The following is a 17,371-nucleotide window of genomic DNA, read 5'->3' on the forward strand; positions in this document are numbered from 1 at the left end:
TGTCATGAGGCCAGCACGCGGTTTACGTCGACACCGGATCGGTGTTCGGCTATTCGGTTTGGAGATCGCCCAAGCCGATGGGAAGGAACCACAACCATGAAACGCTCCGCTATCAACGACATCATCCGCGACGCCGATGCCTTCATCCGTTCGTTCGGCTACATCATGCCGCCCTTCGCCTATTGGACCCCGGAACAGATGAAGGCGCGCCGGCAGGATTCGTCGGCCATCTTCTCCTCGCGGCTCGGCTGGGACATCACCGATTACGGCCAGGGCAAGTTCGACGAGCTCGGCCTCTTCCTGTTCACCGTTCGCAACGGTCGCTACGAGGACATGAAGAAGGGCATGGGCATGCTCTATGCCGAGAAGATCATGATCTCGCGCAAGGATCAGCTGTCGCCGATGCATCGTCACAACATCAAGGCCGAGGACATCATCAACCGCGGCGGCGGCAAGCTGGTGCTGGAGCTGTTCATGCACGATCGCGATGGCGGCATCGATCCGAAGGCGGAAGTATCGGTGCCGGTCGACGGGACCATCCACCGGCTGCCGGCGGGCGGGCTCTTGAAGCTCGATCCGGGCGAGAGCGTCACGCTGCTGCCGGGCGTCTGGCACGCCTTCTGGGCCGAGGGCAAGGACGTGCTGATCGGCGAGGTTTCAACCGTCAACGACGATCTCACCGACAATGTCTTCCGCGAGCCGATCGGCCGCTTCGCCGACGTCGACGAGGACGTCGCGCCGCTGCACCTCCTGGTGTCGGACTACGAGAAGTGGGTGGGGTAAGGCAGCCCTTCGGTCCTAACGCTGATGCTTGTCTTCCTTTCGCTTGCCCAGCAGCAGCTTTCGCTCGAGATGGGCTCGCAGGTCGCCGTAATACGCGGTCAGGAACGGGCGGGCATCATACGCCTGCGGCGTTGCGCCGATCTTGCGTCCGATCGTCTCAGCCACCGCCCGCAGCGCGAAATAGTCGTCGCGGCGCAGCACCTCCTCCAGCTTGTGCAGTTCGGCGATGCCATAGGCATCGAGCTGCGCGTGGCTGAACTGAAAAGTTCTGGCGACCGGATCTTTTCGTGCCGACAGATCCTCCATCAGCGTGCGCTTAGGGGCCTCGACGACCCAGGTTCCCGCCAGGAGGTCGCCAATCCGCAACCGGTCGCGATTGAAAAGCGGGAACAAGGCGAACAGCAGCGCCCATACCAGCCCAAAAACTGTCGTCAGCGTATCGGCGACGCCCATTCCACCGCGTCCGGCGATAATCGACAGCGGCAGAAAGACCTCGATCTCGCGCATCAGATTGCGGGCGATGACCTGATCGACCGACAGGCCGGCTCCGTTGCGTGACGCTACCCTGATGCCGATGATCCGCTTGCCGGGGGTCGACGCGCGCCGGCCCGCCTCGAAGGCGATGAAATAGACGTTTCGCAGAAAAAAGATCGCGATGATCCAGACGATGAAAAGCGGCTGCAATCTATCAGTGCCGAAACCGGTTACTCCAAAGATCGCAACAATCGTGACGGCGATTGCAGCCGTGGCGATAAACACGACATCGAGCAGGAAAGCGGCCGCCCGTGTGCCGGCGTCGGCCAGCTTGATCTGAAGGTCGACACCTTCAGGCGTGATCAGCGAGCGCATTGTCGCCAGCGCAGCGCGTCTAGCGGTCGCCATTGCGCACCACCTGGAACAGGTAGAAGTAGCCGATCCACAGTGCGAGCATGCCGCTGCCAATGGCATAGCGGGTGACGTCGCTGGTGATCGTCTGCCTGCCGATGCCCTCGAGCAGTCCGGCAAACAGCAGCATGACCGAAACGCCGACCATCGCGGTCGCTGCGATGCGTCCGGCATGGGCGGCTGCCGTCATGCGGGTCAACTCGTCGGGAAAGGCGATGCGCGTGCCGATCCGCATGCCGGCAGCGCCGGCCAGTGCGATGGCGAACAATTCGGTGGTGCCGTGAATGGCCAGCCAGCCGCCAAGTTCCATGCCAAGCCCCTTTGCCCAATAGACCTGGAACATCGCACCCAGCATGCAACCGTTGAACAGCATCAGCAGCACCGTCGGCACGGCGAAAGCAAACCCAAGGGCGAAGGCGAGGATTGCGACCTGGACGTTGTGGGTGAAAAGATAAGCGGCAAAGCCTGAGAGAAAGCCATTGTCGCCATCATAAAGCATGCTGCGCAGCATCTCGGCCGAAGCGTCGGGGCCACGGCCGGCGGCCAGGCCCGACGGGATGATCGCGTCGAACCAGCCCTTGTCGGACGCTACCAGCCAGGCGCCGGCGCCGATGCCGATAAACATCAGCGCCACCGACACCAGCGTCTCGCGCCACAAATCGCGGATGGCACCGGGCCAGTCGTGCAGGAAGAAATCGCCAACACGCTGCGGTAGTCCGCGGCGTGCCCCATAGAGATAAAAATATCCCCGCAGCGACAGGGATTCGAGATAGGCGATCAGTGCGCTGTCGAGGGATGTCGCTCTCGCCACCGAAAGCGAAGACAATGCCGAACGGTAGAGCAGCGGCAGCGACAGCAACTCTTCTTCCGACAGTGTTCGGGGCGCGTTTTTCTCGACGCGGGCGAGAAGCGCCTCGAACGCCTTCCAGTCGGCCTCGCGCTCCCGACGGAAGCTGGCCAGCGACTGGCGTACGGCATCGCCGCGTCGAGCATCGCCGGGAACTGGCGCAGTCACAACAAATCCTCGCGCTTGAACTGCAGGTAGCGCTCGACCAGCGCCGGCCCCAGCCTTTGATGGTCGGCTTCGATCACATGCGCGCCGAGCAGCCGCAACCGGCCGATGACGACCTGCCTTTCGCGCAAAAGCCCGCCGGCGACGACGGCGCGGGCGACATCCTCGCCTGATGAAGGTGGCATGTCGGCCAAGCTCTCCAATTCGACATCCCTGATCATCATGAACAGCACCAGATGCCGTTCGGTGAGCCGGCCGACGGTGCGCAGCATCAATTCCGCGCTGATCGGATCGACGAAGTCGGTGAAGATGATGACCAGCGAGCGCCGGTCGAGCCGCGCCGCAAGTGTGGTCAGCGCCAGGGTGAAATTGGTCTCCTCGTTGGAATAGTCGATCTCAACCGCCCGCTTTTGGATCATCGCGAAGCTGGCCGAGCCGCGCACCGCGCCGCTGGCGACGCGCGGCCGCGCATCGAAGCTGAACAGGCTGACCATGTCGCCGCCCTTGAGAGCAATGAACGCCGACAGCAAGGCTGCCGCCACCGCCCGGTCCACCTTCGGCAGGCCGTCGACCGGCTCGCACATCAGGCGTCCGCTGTCGATCGCCAGCACGATATTGTTGTTCTCCTCGATACGGAACTCGCGCGCCAGAAGCCTGCCGTGGCGAGCGCTGCGCTTCCAGTCGATCATCCGCCGGCCCATGCCGGGCTGATAATCCTTGAGCGCCTCGAATTCCCGACCCGGGCCGGCCCGGCGCTGCGCATGCCCGTCGGGCAGGGCGTTGCGCTGCAGCAGCGTGATCGCCTGGTCGCGGGCGCTGCGGACGTCGGGCAACACTGCCACCTTGCTTTCCATCGGCAGGACGACCTGGTTCCAGACCAGTCCGAACGGCCCGCGCCAGCGCAGCCACAGACGATCGAAGCTGGCGATGCCGCGCCGCAGCGCCTGGAACCGCAGGTCGAGCGATCCGCCATCCTTTGTGGCAGCCAGGGGTCCGCCGGTTCCGCCGATCGGCGCCAGGCGCTCATCATGACCGACGCGCGCCTCCAGGGTCGGCGTCCGGCCTGGAAAACGGGCGACGACATGGACACTGAACTGGCCGCCGACACCGACCTGCGGTGGCGCTTGGAGGCTGGCGGCCAACGATTCCCGCCCGCGTCCGGCCGCGGCGTCCACCGCCAGGAAGGCCAGCAGCAGGCAGATCCAGAACAATCCGAGATACCACAATGACGGCAGCGCCAGCGCGACCAGGAAGGCCGGCACCGCGCCTGCCGCAGCCGTCCATACCGCTCGGCCGCTGGGATAGATCAACGCGGCGCTTCCGTCTGGTCGACCAGGTCGGAGACGATCTGCTCGACCAGCCGGCCATCGATCTGCGCGGCCGGCGACAGGATGACGCGATGGCGCAGCGCCGGCACCGCCAGCGCCTTGACGTCGTCTGGGATCACATAAGCGCGGCCGTCGAGCGCTGCCCGCGCCCGCGCCGCCCTGGCCAGCATGGCGCCCGCGCGTGGACTGGCGCCAACCTCCAAATCGGCGGTGTCGCGTGTGGCGCGCACCAGCGCCGCGATGTAGCCGACGACGTCGTCGACGAGGGTGACGGAGCCGACGGTTTCGAGTGCCTTCTCCAGTGTCTTGCGATCCGTCTGGGCCTTGATGCCATATTGCGCGATGTCGTGCGAGGCGGAGCCGCCGCCATGATGGATGATGATGGCCCGTTCCTCCTCGAGACCGGGGTAGCTGACCCGGTGCTTGAACAGGAAGCGGTCGAGCTGTGCTTCGGGCAGGGGATAGACACCCTGATGCTCGATCGGGTTCTGGGTCGCGACCACCATGAAGTTGCGGCCCAGCGAATGCGTGGTGCCGTCGAAGGTGACCGCATGCTCCTGCATCGCCTCCAGAAGTGCTGCCTGTGTCTTGGGCGGCGTGCGGTTGATCTCGTCGGCAAGCAAAAGATCGCAGAAGATCGGACCGCGCGTCAGGGTGAACTGTCCAGTCTGGAAATTGTAGATGTTCGATCCGACGATATCGCCAGGCATCAGGTCCGGCGTGAACTGGATGCGCCCGTAGGCGACACCCAGAGCCTGCGCGAAGCAGCGCGCGGTCATTGTCTTGGCCGTGCCCGGAGGACCTTCCAGCAGGATATGCCCGCCGGCGAACAGGGCGGTCAGCATCAGGTCGACCGTGTCGTGCTGTCCGGTGATCGCCTTGGCCACTTCTTCCCTGATCCGTGTCGCCAGGGCCTTCACATCACCGACGTTCACCGAGCCTCCTTGCCGTCCAATCGTGCAGCCGCTCGGCTGCCTCGTGCATTTGTGTCAGGTTTTTCGCCTCGCCGGCGGCTTGCGCCCGCGCGGTGAATCCGCTGACTTCGTCCTTATCGCGAGAATCGAGCCAGCGGTCGAGCGCTTCGCCTTGCAGCCCCTGCGGCGCTCCCAGCAGTGCGCCGGCGCGCACCCGCATCAAGGCCGCGTAACGGCCTCCCAGTTCCTCGAGCCGCCCGGCGCGCCGCAACAGCATGGCCGTCGTATCCACCAGCGCACGCTTGCCGAAGGCAATGGCGCGCTGCTCGGCGCGCGGCGGGCCGAAACGGCCGAGGCCGCGCAGGAAAGCCAGCGCCGTCGCGGCCAGGATCGTCAGTGTCAGCGCCAGGAACGGCGGTTCGACCAGCAGCTTGGCAAGGTCGTATTTCCGCCCCACGCCATGCAGCGTGAGATCGAACATGACCGGCTGTGCGCGGGCTCTCTTATCTGGATTTTCGGATGCGGCGTCGCCGAGTTGGTCAGGGTCGGGCAGTTTGAAATTGGACCAGGACGGACTGATTCCGGATTGAAGCCGGCTGATCAGTTCGAGCGCGGCTGCCGCCTTGTCGGGATTCCCAATCGCGGCGTTGTTGATCAGGTCGGGGTCAGTCAGGACATAAAAGGGCTTGCCGTCCACTTCGGTGAGCACAGCCTTGTTGTTGCCGGCTGCTATGATTGGATGCTCGTCCGCCACCCACTGCAATTCATCGGGGGCGGCAACAAGCTGGCCCTCGATGTCGAGTTGCTGCACCGTGCTTTGGCCGACGCCGATCTTTGCATTGGCGATCCGGCCGAGCCATTGGTTCACCACGGGATCGGGCAATCGCCCGAATTTCATCTTCCAACCTTCGTGCTCTTCCAGCGGCAGGGTTTGCCATTTCGGCAGCACGAAGAGGGTATTCAGGTCCTGCCGAAGTTCGAGGATGTGGTCGAGCGCGGCGGGATCGCTCTCTGGCGAAATGGTGACGATCAGCAGCATGTCGGTGCCGAGATCCTGATCGGTCCGCGCCATGGCTGGCGTCTCGCCGGTGAGCCGCAACCATTCCGCCAGGCCGGCATAGCCGACGCCGCTTTTCGACAGCGGCGTGGCGCTGCCATTGCCGGGTTGCCGGAAGTCGGGCGCATAGGTGGACAGCAGGAAGAAACCCGCTGCCGCAAGCAGGCTGGCGAAAATGCCCCAAAACAGCGTTCTTCGATTGAACGGTTCCTGTGCCGCTGGTTCGACCGTCGCAGCGCTCATATCCAGGCATCCCGGAAGACGAACCGCTCATAGGCGCCGCGTGCTTGCCGCCAGCCTTCGGCGCCGACCGGCCGGCGCGCGAACAATGCGGCTTCAACGATGCGTGCGATCTCGGCAAACGCCGCGCGGGCCTTGGCGGGAACCGAAGCAGCAGCGGCGATGTCGCGCGCCGTGAGCGACGGGCGCAAAAAATCCGGCAGCCGGCCGGCAATATCGGCGACACTGCGGCGAAGCAGGAGATGAACCGCTTCGTCATAGTCGCCTCGCGCGGCCAGCGCGTCGGCTTCCGACAGCAGGATCTGCGCGGCGCCGGCGTCGGGACGCCATGCTTCCTCCGCGTCGGTTTCGCGCCGTGCGCGCTGCCAAGGCAGGCGCCAGGCGATACCTTTCATCTCGAGGAAGACCAGGAGCAGGATAATCGCGACACCTGATAGCACCGCGCCCCAGAACAGATAGATCATATAGGGACCGAGCGACGACAACAGGTCCAGCAGCGGCTTCAGCCAGTCAGGCGGCTGAGGCGGTACATAGGCCGGCAGGTCGAACTGGATCGACTTATCCGAGATCAACTGCTCATGCGCTCTTGCCAGCCATTCGGCTTCCGCTGTGCCTGGCTGTGCCACTGCCAACTGTCCCCTGCAACCTGTGGTCCCCAGTCGACACTGGCAATGCACAACGGCAATTGCAAGTGGGCTAGACGTCGATCTCCAATGTTGGCACATTTGATGCGGGGATCACCAGCCGATATGCGGTGATTAAGCGGGGGACGCATCATGGTTTCAACGACATTGGAACGGCCGGACAAGTTTCGCATCGGCAGGGTTTTCAACAACAGCTTTGCTGTCATCAGCCGCAATATCGGTCTGTACCTTGGACTCGCGCTGCTGTTCTCAGGTCTGCCGGCGACAGTTCTCCGACTCTGGACCGAATCGACCTTGAGCGGGACTGCACTGGGCGACCCGACCGCGGTGGCCGATCCTAGTATGATGTTTTGGAATTCTTCCGTCGGCATTGCCGCCGGATTAGTATCCTTTATCCTGTCGCTGCTGCTCCAGTCGGCACTCGTGCGGGCGACGATCGAGGATTTGAACGGCAAACGGCCGTCCTTTGGCGACTGCATCCAGATAGCCATCCGCTATTTGCTCCCAACCCTGGGGATCGGCCTGCTCGTAGTGCTGGGGGCGGGCCTTGCTTCATTAGCTCTGCTGGTCCCCGGAATCATATTGTGGCTTGGTTGGTCGGTGGCTATTCCAGTTCTGATACAGGAGCGCCTAGGTGTGCTCGGCAGCATGTCGCGCAGCCGCGTCCTGACCAAGGGCAGCCGCTGGGCGCTATTTGGTCTTTTCCTTATCCTTATGATCATCACGATGGTCATTCAGTCGGTGATGGCGGGTATCGTTCTCCTGCTAGACGGAATCGTCGCCGATGTGGCGGCAACCATGCTGTCGACCGTGGCTTCTATGGTGCTGTCGGTAGCCACGGCGGTCAGCTATGTCGAACTGCGTCAGGTCAAGGAAGGCACCAGCGTCGACGAACTGGCGGAAATCTTCTCATAGCGGCAAGGCCGCGTTCATCGCATCAGGATCCGCCTGGACTGGACGGGTTACATCATGTCTTCAACGACACTGGAACGACCGGACAAGTTTCGCATCGGCAGGGTTTTCAACGACAGCTTGCCGTCATCGGCCGTAACGCCGTTCAGGCGTCACTGGTGCGCGCCACCATCGAGGACCTGAACGGCAAGCAGCCTTCGTTCGGTGACTGCATCGCGAGAGCAGTCTCCTTCCTCCTGCCGACGTTCGCCATTGCCCTGTTGGTTGGTTTAGGCGTGGGCCTCGGTTTTATCCTGCTGATTGTGCCTGGCATCATGTTGGCGCTCCGTTGGTCGGTCGCGGTGCCGGCACTGGTGCAAGAGCGGCTCGGCGTATTCGGCTCGATGGCCCGCAGCCACGATCTGACCAAGGGGAAGCCGCTGGGCGCTGTTCGGCCTGTTCATTATCCTGATCATTATCGCCATTGCCATCGAGTTGGCGCTCGGCACTGCAACCGCGCTGTTTGGAGGGGGATAGTGGGTGCGGTGGTGGATGCATTGGTGACGAGTGTAACGTCTATGGTGATGTCGATCGCCACCGCAGTCAGCTATGTCGAGCTGCGGCAGGTTAGGGAAGGCACCAGCGTCGACGAACTGGCGGAGATCTTCTCCTGACGCGAGAGGTCGCCTACCACATCATGAACGAATCGATCCGCGTCGGAGACCTTGCCGGCGCTCACGTCGGCGATTGCCTGATCGACGATGGCCGCGCCCTCTCTCGCCGATGTCCACAACGATTACCCGGTGCTGCTGTCGGAAATGACCCCGACGAGCCGAGCGACCTGTTCGGGATGCTGCTCAGGGCGGCATCAGCGAAGACTGCGCAGCCGGCGTTGTAGTGCCGGCGGGTAGCATTCCCGGCGGCAGGGGTGACAGCAGCAGACAAATCCCGTATACTCACATAAAGATGTCTTTATGTCGCTTAAGCGCGACCGTCGCCCTGAGGACGAAATATGTCGCAAAACCCATCGTCGCTGGACGACCTGTTCGGCCCCGTCGCGGCCAAGCCCGACGGTTCGGAAGTGCTTGCTGCGCTGACGGCGGCGGCGCGCGAACGCATCCTCATCCTCGATGGCGCCATGGGCACGCAGATCCAGGGCCTGGGCTTCGACGAGAACCACTTCCGTGGCGACAAATTCGCCGAGTGCGCCTGCCATCAGCAGGGCAACAACGACCTGCTGATCCTGACGCAGCCCAAGGCGATCGAGGAGATTCACTATCAATACGCCATCGCCGGGGCGGACATCCTTGAAACCAACACCTTCTCCTCGACCTCCATCGCCCAGGCGGATTACGGCATGGAGGATGCGGTATACGCGCTGAACCGCGACGGTGCACGGCTGGTGCGCAGGGCAGCGGCAAGGGCTGAGCAGGAGGACGGCAAGCGTCGTTTCGTCGCCGGTGCGCTGGGGCCGACCAACCGCACCACCTCGATGTCGCCCGATGTCAACAATCCCGGCTACCGCGCCGTGACCTTCGACGACTTGCGCCTTGCCTATCGCGAGCAGCTGCACGGTCTCATTGACGGCGGCGCCGACATCATCCTGATCGAGACCATTTTTGATACGCTGAACGCCAAGGCGGCAATCTTCGCGGCTGAAGAGATCTTCCTCGAGAAGGACGTGCGTCTGCCGGTGATGATTTCCGGCACGATCACCGACCTGTCCGGCCGCACGCTGTCGGGCCAGACGCCGACGGCTTTCTGGCATTCGGTCCGCCACGCCAACCCGTTCACGATAGGCCTCAATTGCGCGCTGGGCGCCAAAGCCATGCGCGCGCATCTGGACGAAATATCCGGCGTCGCCGACACCTTTGTTTGCGCCTATCCGAATGCCGGCCTGCCCAACGAATTCGGCCAATATGACGAAAGCCCGGAGTTCATGGCTGCGCAGATCGAGGATTTCGCCCGCGACGGCCTGGTCAATATCGTCGGTGGCTGCTGCGGCTCGACGCCCGACCACATCCGCGCCATCGCACAGGCCGTGAAGAAATATCCGCCGCGCGCTGTTCCCGACATCGAGCCGCAGATGCGCCTTTCGGGGCTCGAGCCGTTCACGCTGACCGACGAGATTCCGTTCGTCAATGTCGGCGAGCGCACCAATGTCACCGGCTCGGCGAAATTCAGGAAGCTGATCACCGCGGGCGACTATGCCGCGGCGCTCGAAATCGCCCGCGACCAGGTCGCCAACGGCGCGCAGATCATCGACATCAACATGGACGAAGGCCTGATCGATTCGAAGCAGGCAATGGTCTGTTATCTCAACCTGATCGCCGCCGAGCCTGACATCGCCCGCGTTCCCGTGATGATCGACAGTTCCAAATGGGAGATCATCGAAGCCGGCCTGAAATGCGTGCAGGGCAAGCCGCTGGTCAATTCCATCTCAATGAAGGAGGGCGAGGAGGCTTTTCTGCACCATGCGAAGCTCGTCCGCGCCTATGGCGCGGCGGTGGTCGTCATGGCCTTCGACGAGGATGGTCAGGCCGACACCCAGGCGCGCAAGGTCGAAATCTGCACCCGCGCCTACAGACTGTTGACCGAGCAGGCCGGATTCCCGCCCGAGGACATCGTTTTCGATCCGAACATCTTCGCCATCGCCACCGGCATCGACGAGCATGACAATTACGGCGTCGACTTCATCGAAGCCGCCAGGCAGATCACCGCGACGCTTCCGCATGTCCACATATCGGGCGGCGTGTCGAACCTCTCCTTCTCGTTTCGCGGCAACGAGCCGGTGCGCGAGGCCATGCATGCCGTGTTCCTCTACCATGCCATCCAGGCCGGCATGGACATGGGCATCGTCAACGCCGGACAGCTTGCCGTCTATGACACCATCGATCCCGAACTGCGCGAAGCCTGCGAGGACGTCGTCAACAACCGTCAGCCGAAGGGCGGCGGCAGCGCGACCGAACGCATACTGGAACTCGCCGAACGTTTTAGGGGCACGGCGGGCAAGGAAGCGCAGGAACGCGATCTCGCTTGGCGCGACTGGCCGGTCGAGCCGCGCATTTCGCACGCATTGGTCAACGGCATCACCGAATTCATCGACCAGGACACGGACGAGGCGCGGCGCGCCGCCCTGCGTCCGCTGCATGTCATCGAAGGTCCGCTGATGGCCGGCATGAACGTCGTTGGCGATCTGTTCGGCGCGGGAAAGATGTTCCTGCCGCAAGTGGTGAAATCCGCCCGCGTCATGAAACAGGCCGTCGCCGGCCTGCTGCCGCACATGGAGGCGGAGAAGCTGGCGAATGCCGCCAAAGGCGTCGACACCGGCGAGCGCCAGATCGCCGGCAAGATACTGATGGCGACGGTGAAGGGCGATGTCCACGACATCGGCAAGAACATCGTCGGCGTGGTTCTGGCCTGCAACAATTACGAGATCATCGACCTCGGCGTCATGGTGCCGGCGGCAAAGATCCTGCAGACGGCGCGCGAGCTGAAGGTCGACATCATCGGCCTGTCCGGCCTGATCACGCCCTCGCTCGACGAGATGGCGCACATGGCCGCCGAGATGGAGCGCGAGGGTTTTGACATTCCGCTGTTGATCGGCGGTGCTACGACCAGCCGCGTGCATACCGCAGTAAAGATCCATCCGCGCTATATCAGTGGCCAGACGGTCTATGTCGCCGATGCCAGCCGCGCGGTCGGCGTGGTGTCGGCACTTCTGTCGAACGAGACCAGGGGCGGTTATGTCGACAACGTTCGCGCCGAATACAAGAAGGTCGCCGATGCGCATGCGCGCAGCGAAGCCGACAAGCAGCGCCTGCCGCTGGCCAAGGCGCGGGCCAACGCCCACCGGATCGACTGGTCGGCCTACGTGCCGCCAAAACCGTCCTTCCTCGGCCTGAAAACCTTCGAAGCCTGGGATCTGGCCGAGCTCGCGCGCTATATCGACTGGACGCCCTTCTTCCAGACCTGGGAGCTGAAGGGGCGTTTTCCCAAAATCCTCGACGACGAGGCGCAAGGGCCGGCGGCACGCCAGCTCTTCGACGACGCCCAGGCGATGCTGAAAATGATCATCGCGGAAAAATGGTTCGCGCCGAGGGGCGTCATCGGCTTCTGGCCAGCGAATACCGTCGGCGACGACATCAGGCTGTTCACCGACGATGCCAGGTCGCGGGAGCTGGCGACCTTCTTCACGCTGCGCCAGCAGCTGACCAAGCGCGACGGCAAGGCGAACGTCGCGCTGTCGGATTTCGTCGCGCCGTTGGACAGCGGCAAGGCCGACTATCTCGGCGGCTTCATCGTCACCGCCGGCATCGAGGAAGCGGCGATCGCCGAGCGCTTCGAACGTGCCAATGACGACTACTCGTCGATCATGGTCAAGGCGCTGGCCGACCGTTTCGCCGAAGCCTTCGCCGAACGCCTGCACGAGAAGGTGCGCAAGGAGTTCTGGGCCTATGCGCCGGATGAGGATCTGGCGCCGGACGAGCTGATCGGCGAACCCTATCGCGGTATTCGCCCGGCGCCCGGCTATCCGGCGCAGCCCGACCACACCGAGAAAGCGACGCTGTTCCGCCTGCTCGACGGCGAGCGCAACGCCGGCGTCAGCCTGACCGAGAGCTTTGCGATGTGGCCGGGCTCCTCCGTGTCCGGCATCTACCTGTCGCATCCCGAAAGCTATTATTTCGGCGTGGCCAAGGTCGAGCGCGACCAGGTCGAGGACTATGCGCGCCGCAAGGCCATGCCGCTAGCCGAGGTCGAGCGCTGGCTCGGCCCTATACTCAACTATGTGCCGACCCCCTTCGCCGAAGCCGCGCAGTAAGGCAGCAGCTTTGACCTGGCATCGCGGTCGATGACCAAGTGCATCGCTTCGAGAGCAACGGCCTGGCCCGCTCATCAAGCGATGAAAGGAGAGCCCTATGCAGACCCCGACTGCAGAAGAAATGGAAATCCGCAAAGGCCTGGATGACCTGGTGCAGGCATTGCGGGCCAAGGACATAGAAGCCCTGATGGCACACTATGCCGCGGCTACTCTCGTATTCGACATCAGGCCGCCGCTCCGGATCGAGAGCGCCGATGCCTACCGCAAGAATTTCGAGGCGTGGTTTGCCTCGGTTGACGGCCCGATCGATTATGAGGTGCACGAGCTGCTCGTCACAGTCAGGGACGACGTGGCGTTCTGCCATAGTCTGTGCCACGTCAGAAGCAAAAGAACCAACGGGGAGAAGTCCGACTATTGGGTGCGGGTGACATCGGGTTTGCGGAAGATGAGCGACCGCTGGATGATCACGCACGAACACATGTCCATGCCGATCGATCTCCGGACAATGCAGGCACAGCCGGAGTTTCAGTCGTAGCTGCGCGGACGTTTCGCACGACAACAAATTTCTTCCGGCGCTGCCCGTCGACCGACCTCGCGAAGACGCTTGCCGAATTCGCTGACCAATCGATCAGCCCCGGTGGTGTGCCGTACCGCCACGGATTGACGCGCGACACTTTAGCTGCAAGGTATATTAACGTTCTGTTTACCATATATATTGGTCTCGGCAGGGACTTGAGGGGGCAATTTGGAACCGTTTCTGGGCGCGAACCGCCTTAATTGGGATGATCGAGCCGAACTGCATTCGACCGACACGACGGGCAGCTACCACATAGAAAATGTGCTGGCTGGCGGATCCAATCTCTATGAGCTGGAAACGCGCGAGGTCGGTGATATTGTCGGCAAGGATATCGTTCATTTGCAATGCCATATCGGGCTCGACACGATCAGCTTGAAGAATCTGGGCGCGGGCAGCGTGACCGGCCTCGACTTTTCACCGACGGCGATCGCAGCGGCGCGTGATTTCGCTGCAAAGGCAGGCACTGACGTCCGCTTCGTGGAGGCGCCACTGTTCGAGGCAGTCGAAGCGCTTGGCCGGACCTTTGACATCGCTTACGTTACCTGGGGTTCGGTAAACTGGCTTGACGACGTGTTCCGTTGGGCGCGGGTGGTTGCCGATCTCCTGCGGCCCGGCGGCCGGCTCTATCTCGCCGAGGGCCATCCGTTGATGTTCCAGTGTGACCGCAAGGCTGCGGCGCTGGAGTTCAAGCATGACTGGCGAACGCCGATAGCTCGACCACTCGCATGGAACGAGGAACTCACCTATACCGGCGACGACCGCATCTTGAAACATCCGCGCTACTATGAGTGGATTCATCCGGTCAGCGACGTGGTGAACGCGCTGATTTCAGCTGGGCTGACGCTGGATTTTCTCAATGAGCATGACACGGTTTCGTGGCAGCACTTTTCATTTGCCGTGAGGGCCGGCAAGGATATGTACGGCCTGCCAGAGAACTCTCCCAAGATCCCAATGGCCTATTCCATTGGCGCGACGAAACGTAGCGTCGGCAAGATACCCTACCTGGTTACCGCCAAGGCGATTGAGGGCCACTAATGCATGTCGCGCAAAAGCGTGCCCTCGGGGCCTGACCCGAGGGTGCACAGCGGTTCTGCGGTAACGACATGCATAAAACAAAACTTGAAGCGCGTCGCATCAATCCATTCAGCCGCGACGCGCTTTAAGTCGTCAGCCGGAGCCGCAGGTCCGTGTCAGCCACTCCGGCCACCTCAGGGGGTTGGAGGGTGCAAAAATTTTTAGGGCCCGTGAAGGTCAAAATTAAACATTGATAGCTAATATACCTTGGTCGGGTTGGCCCAGAACCTGAATAGTATCTGAGGAATCGCCTATTGGCTCCTTTCCGCGCTAGGTTCGGCGGTATCAAGAAGGCCGTTTTCTCGTCGGCAAATATCCCGGCGGCAATGGCGGTGATCGTTATTGCCGTTGGCGCAGCGTTCGCGGACCACCAGAACAAAGTCGTCTCGGATCAAGCCGCTCGAGCGGATGTCCTGGCCAAGGTCAATCTTATCCGCGCCAAGCTTGAAGGCAACATCAACGGAAACCTTCAACTGGTGCAGGGACTGGTCGCGGCGGTCGTGACTGAGCCCTATATGGGACAGCAACGCTTCGCCTCGCTGGCGAGCAACCTGTTTGGCAGGGGCTCGCAATTGAAGAATATTGCCGGCGCGCCCGATCTGGTCATTTCTCTGATGTACCCGATGAATGGCAACGACAAGGCGATAGGCCTCGATTACCGCAAGGACGAGCGGCAGCGTCTGGCCGCGCTAAGGGCGCGAGACAAGCGCGAGCTAATTCTTGCCGGTCCCGTCGACTTGAGGCAGGGAGGGCAAGGCTTCGTCGGCCGTATTCCGGTCTTTGTACGCAGTGCGGGCAACACCGAAAGGTTCTGGGGCATCATTTCGGCGGTTGTCGACGTTCAGCGCCTTTATAAGGCGAGCGGCCTGCTCGACGATGATCTCGGGATTGACATAGCGCTGATCGGTAAGGACGCCCTCGGTCCAGGCGGAGAGCAATTCTTCGGCAATGAGCGCGTCGCCAAGAGCAATCCGGTGACAGCCGACGTCCTGCTTCCGTCCGGTTCGTGGCAGATCGCAGCCATTCCCAAAAACGGCTGGCCTTCGACGCCCGACAACGCGTGGTTCTTGCGCGCCATCATGGCGGTGGCCGGGGCGTTGGTTGTGATCCCATTCCTGGTTACCGGTCGCCTGATTGGCGAGAGACAGCGCAACTATGCGGAACTGAGTCGATTGTCGAGGCGCCTGGAACTCGCTCTGGAAGCGTCGGCTATTGGCGTTTGGGAACACGATCTCGCGACCAACGAACTGGCGTGGGACGAACGCGTCAATGAAATATACGGCAAACCAGTTGGGGAGCACCGCGGCTACCTGGACTGGGCGGGAGCAATCCACCCGGATGATTTGGCTGGCGCCAACGCCGATTTCGACCGCGCGATGGCCGACGGCGGGCCATATTTGTCGGAATACCGGATTATTCGGCCGGATGGCGAGATACGCCATGTCCGATCCAAGGCGATAATTTACCGGCACGCAAACGACACCCCAAAAATGATTGGCGCCGAATGGGATGTGACAGCCGACGTCCTGCTGAACAAGGACCTGGTTCGCGCAAAACAGCTTTCCGAGTCGAAAAATGCAGAACTCGAATCGGCCAAGGCGCGCATAGAGCACATTGCGCTCCACGATTCGCTGACCGGTTTGCCCAACCGGCGTTACCTCGACCAGGTGCTGGAAGATTACGCGGCAAACGCCAGGCGGACCGGCGGGTATGCGGCACTGCTCCACATTGATCTCGATCGGTTCAAGCACATTAACGATACGCTTGGCCACGCCGCAGGCGACGCAATGCTTGTTCACGCCTCGACCGTCCTCCGATCCAAGGTCGATGGCGAGGGATTCGTCGCTCGCATCGGAGGAGACGAATTCATCGTCCTGTGCGTGGTGCATGACGATATCGAGCAACTGGCGCTGCTCGCTGACCGCGTCATCAGCCAGATGCGGGAACCGGTCTACTATCAGGGCCATCGATGCCGTTTTGGCGTGAGCGTGGGAATTGCAGTCGATAACGGAAAAGATGTCGAAGCCAAACACCTGCTGGTCAACGCTGACATCGCGCTTTACCGAGCAAAGAGTCGTGGGCGCAATCGATACGAGTTCTTCACCGAGGCAATGCAAAGCGAGATCGTCGAGACAAAACGGATTGCCGACGAAATTCTCGGCGGCCTTGAGCGCAACGAGTTCATTCCCTTTTACCAGCCGCAATTTGACGCAAAAACGCTTGAAATTGTTGGGGTTGAGGCGCTGGCGCGATGGCGGCATCCGGAGAAGGGCATTTTGGCGCCCGACGTCTTCCTAAGGATTGCGGAAGAATTGAATGTCGTCTCGATCATCGATCGAAACATATTAGAGCAATCGCTTTTGGATCTCGAAGGGTGGTCTGCTGCGAGTCTCCATATTCCGCGGGTGTCAGTCAATGTTTCGGCACGCCGCCTTCAGGATGAGGAACTCATAAAGAGTCTTAGGGAACTAAATATCAAGAACGGAACAGTTGCCTTCGAGCTCGTTGAGTCAATTTTCCTTGACGAAAATGATGATTTTGTTACCTGGAATCTTGAGCAGATAAAAGAGCTCGGCATTGACATAGAAATAGACGATTTTGGCACGGGCTACGCCTCTATAGTCAGCTTGCTCAAGCTGCAGCCTCGCCGGTTGAAGATAGATCGCCAATTGGTCATTCCTATTGTCAAATCGCCGCAACGAAGGCAGGTCGTCTCATCGATCATTGAAATCGGCAAATCCCTGGGTATCGAGGTCGTAGCCGAGGGTGTCGAGACGATGGAGCACGCACAGACACTCAAGAGCTTGGGCTGCGACATACTGCAGGGTTATGCCTTCGGGCATGCGTTGGATGCCGACGGACTAAAGGCCTTCGTTCGATCTCGGCGTCTGCGCACGGAACGGGTTTTAGATGAACCGCTCCGGTTGGGTAGAGTATAAGCGCATAAGCCTCACGTCACAGAGTAGCGCTTCGCTTTGAGTCTTAGGATTTGGAGATTGGCCGATCACGGCAGCGAAGTTCTGGGGGCCTATGCACCCGATGAGACCTGGCGCCGGACAAGCTGATCGGCGACCCCTATCTCGGCATCGGCCCGGCAACGGAGGCAGGACCAAACGCACAATGGCAGCCTTGGCGGTTGTCCAG

At 61.7% G+C, this 17,371-nt stretch carries 14 protein-coding genes; 8 read left to right on the plus strand and 6 right to left on the minus strand.

The features are described 5' to 3' along the window. Window positions 1-96 precede the first annotated feature (96 nt). A complete protein-coding gene (locus AC0L15_RS26545; RefSeq protein WP_287055365.1) occupies window positions 97-783 on the plus strand; it encodes a D-lyxose/D-mannose family sugar isomerase in 687 nt (228 codons plus the stop codon). 15 nt (window positions 784-798) lie between these two features. On the opposite strand, the gene AC0L15_RS26550 is transcribed toward AC0L15_RS26545, so the two are convergent. The 6 genes from AC0L15_RS26550 to AC0L15_RS26575 are packed head-to-tail and all read right to left on the minus strand — an operon-like array spanning window position 799 to window position 6,845. Continuing rightward, the gene (locus tag AC0L15_RS26550) at window positions 799-1,665 is read right to left on the minus strand and encodes an RDD family protein (protein ID WP_287247671.1); all 867 of its coding nucleotides are present in this window, start codon (window positions 1,663-1,665) and stop codon (window positions 799-801) included. Next, window positions 1,652-2,683: a stage II sporulation protein M gene (locus AC0L15_RS26555; RefSeq protein WP_287247670.1), complete on the minus strand. Its 1,032-nt coding sequence runs from the start codon at window positions 2,681-2,683 to the stop codon at window positions 1,652-1,654. Before AC0L15_RS26555 ends, AC0L15_RS26550 begins: the two co-directional genes overlap by 14 nt. Next, a complete protein-coding gene (locus tag AC0L15_RS26560) occupies window positions 2,680-3,990 on the minus strand; it encodes a DUF58 domain-containing protein (protein WP_287247669.1) in 1,311 nt (436 codons plus the stop codon). The genes AC0L15_RS26555 and AC0L15_RS26560 overlap by 4 nt, the downstream gene beginning before the upstream one ends. Beyond that, entirely contained in the window at window positions 3,987-4,943 is a 957-nt protein-coding gene (locus AC0L15_RS26565) for an AAA family ATPase (RefSeq protein ID WP_287247668.1), read from the minus strand. Before AC0L15_RS26565 ends, AC0L15_RS26560 begins: the two co-directional genes overlap by 4 nt. Next, on the minus strand, window positions 4,930-6,222 hold the full coding sequence (locus AC0L15_RS26570; RefSeq protein ID WP_353813076.1) for a DUF4350 domain-containing protein: 1,293 nt from the start codon (window positions 6,220-6,222) through the stop codon (window positions 4,930-4,932). Before AC0L15_RS26570 ends, AC0L15_RS26565 begins: the two co-directional genes overlap by 14 nt. Then, window positions 6,219-6,845 carry a DUF4129 domain-containing protein gene (locus AC0L15_RS26575; RefSeq protein ID WP_287174317.1) on the minus strand — a complete coding sequence of 209 codons (627 nt, stop codon included), beginning with the start codon at window positions 6,843-6,845 and terminating at the stop codon, window positions 6,219-6,221. Before AC0L15_RS26575 ends, AC0L15_RS26570 begins: the two co-directional genes overlap by 4 nt. A gap of 150 nt (window positions 6,846-6,995) precedes the next feature. Between AC0L15_RS26575 and AC0L15_RS26580 the strand changes: the two genes are divergently transcribed. From AC0L15_RS26580 to AC0L15_RS26610, 7 genes are all read left to right on the plus strand, one after another. Beyond that, complete coding sequence (locus AC0L15_RS26580) at window positions 6,996-7,778, plus strand: hypothetical protein (protein ID WP_287247665.1); 783 nt, start codon at window positions 6,996-6,998, stop codon at window positions 7,776-7,778. Window positions 7,779-7,933: 155 nt separating this feature from the next. Then, window positions 7,934-8,428, plus strand: coding sequence for a hypothetical protein (locus AC0L15_RS26585; protein ID WP_287247663.1), 495 nt, complete (start codon window positions 7,934-7,936; stop codon window positions 8,426-8,428). Between the two features lie 23 nt (window positions 8,429-8,451). Beyond that, window positions 8,452-8,652 (plus strand): hypothetical protein, encoded by a 201-nt coding sequence (locus tag AC0L15_RS26590; RefSeq protein ID WP_287247660.1) that lies wholly within the window; start codon window positions 8,452-8,454, stop codon window positions 8,650-8,652. 114 nt (window positions 8,653-8,766) lie between these two features. Then, window positions 8,767-12,576 carry a methionine synthase gene (gene metH, locus AC0L15_RS26595; protein WP_287247659.1) on the plus strand — a complete coding sequence of 1,270 codons (3,810 nt, stop codon included), beginning with the start codon at window positions 8,767-8,769 and terminating at the stop codon, window positions 12,574-12,576. Between the two features lie 97 nt (window positions 12,577-12,673). Then, the gene (locus AC0L15_RS26600) at window positions 12,674-13,111 is read left to right on the plus strand and encodes a YybH family protein (RefSeq protein WP_473497610.1); all 438 of its coding nucleotides are present in this window, start codon (window positions 12,674-12,676) and stop codon (window positions 13,109-13,111) included. 210 nt (window positions 13,112-13,321) lie between these two features. After that, a complete protein-coding gene (locus AC0L15_RS26605) occupies window positions 13,322-14,188 on the plus strand; it encodes a class I SAM-dependent methyltransferase (RefSeq protein WP_023803186.1) in 867 nt (288 codons plus the stop codon). 365 nt (window positions 14,189-14,553) lie between these two features. Next, window positions 14,554-17,166, plus strand: a complete 2,613-nt coding sequence (locus tag AC0L15_RS26610) for a bifunctional diguanylate cyclase/phosphodiesterase (protein ID WP_473497621.1) — start codon at window positions 14,554-14,556, stop codon at window positions 17,164-17,166. Window positions 17,167-17,371 lie beyond the last annotated feature (205 nt).

This window comes from Mesorhizobium sp. WSM4846 (genome assembly GCF_055811415.1).

Coding starts and splice junctions, on each gene's coding strand:
- AC0L15_RS26600 (WP_473497610.1), top strand. CDS start 12,674: ATGCAGACCCCGACTGCAGAAGAAATGGAAATCCGCAAAGGCCTGGAT.
- AC0L15_RS26550 (WP_287247671.1), bottom strand. CDS start 1,665: ATGGCGACCGCTAGACGCGCTGCGCTGGCGACAATGCGCTCGCTGATC.
- AC0L15_RS26580 (WP_287247665.1), top strand. CDS start 6,996: ATGGTTTCAACGACATTGGAACGGCCGGACAAGTTTCGCATCGGCAGG.
- AC0L15_RS26610 (WP_473497621.1), top strand. CDS start 14,554: ATGGCGGTGATCGTTATTGCCGTTGGCGCAGCGTTCGCGGACCACCAG.
- metH (WP_287247659.1), top strand. CDS start 8,767: ATGTCGCAAAACCCATCGTCGCTGGACGACCTGTTCGGCCCCGTCGCG.
- AC0L15_RS26570 (WP_353813076.1), bottom strand. CDS start 6,222: ATGAGCGCTGCGACGGTCGAACCAGCGGCACAGGAACCGTTCAATCGA.
- AC0L15_RS26590 (WP_287247660.1), top strand. CDS start 8,452: ATGAACGAATCGATCCGCGTCGGAGACCTTGCCGGCGCTCACGTCGGC.
- AC0L15_RS26545 (WP_287055365.1), top strand. CDS start 97: ATGAAACGCTCCGCTATCAACGACATCATCCGCGACGCCGATGCCTTC.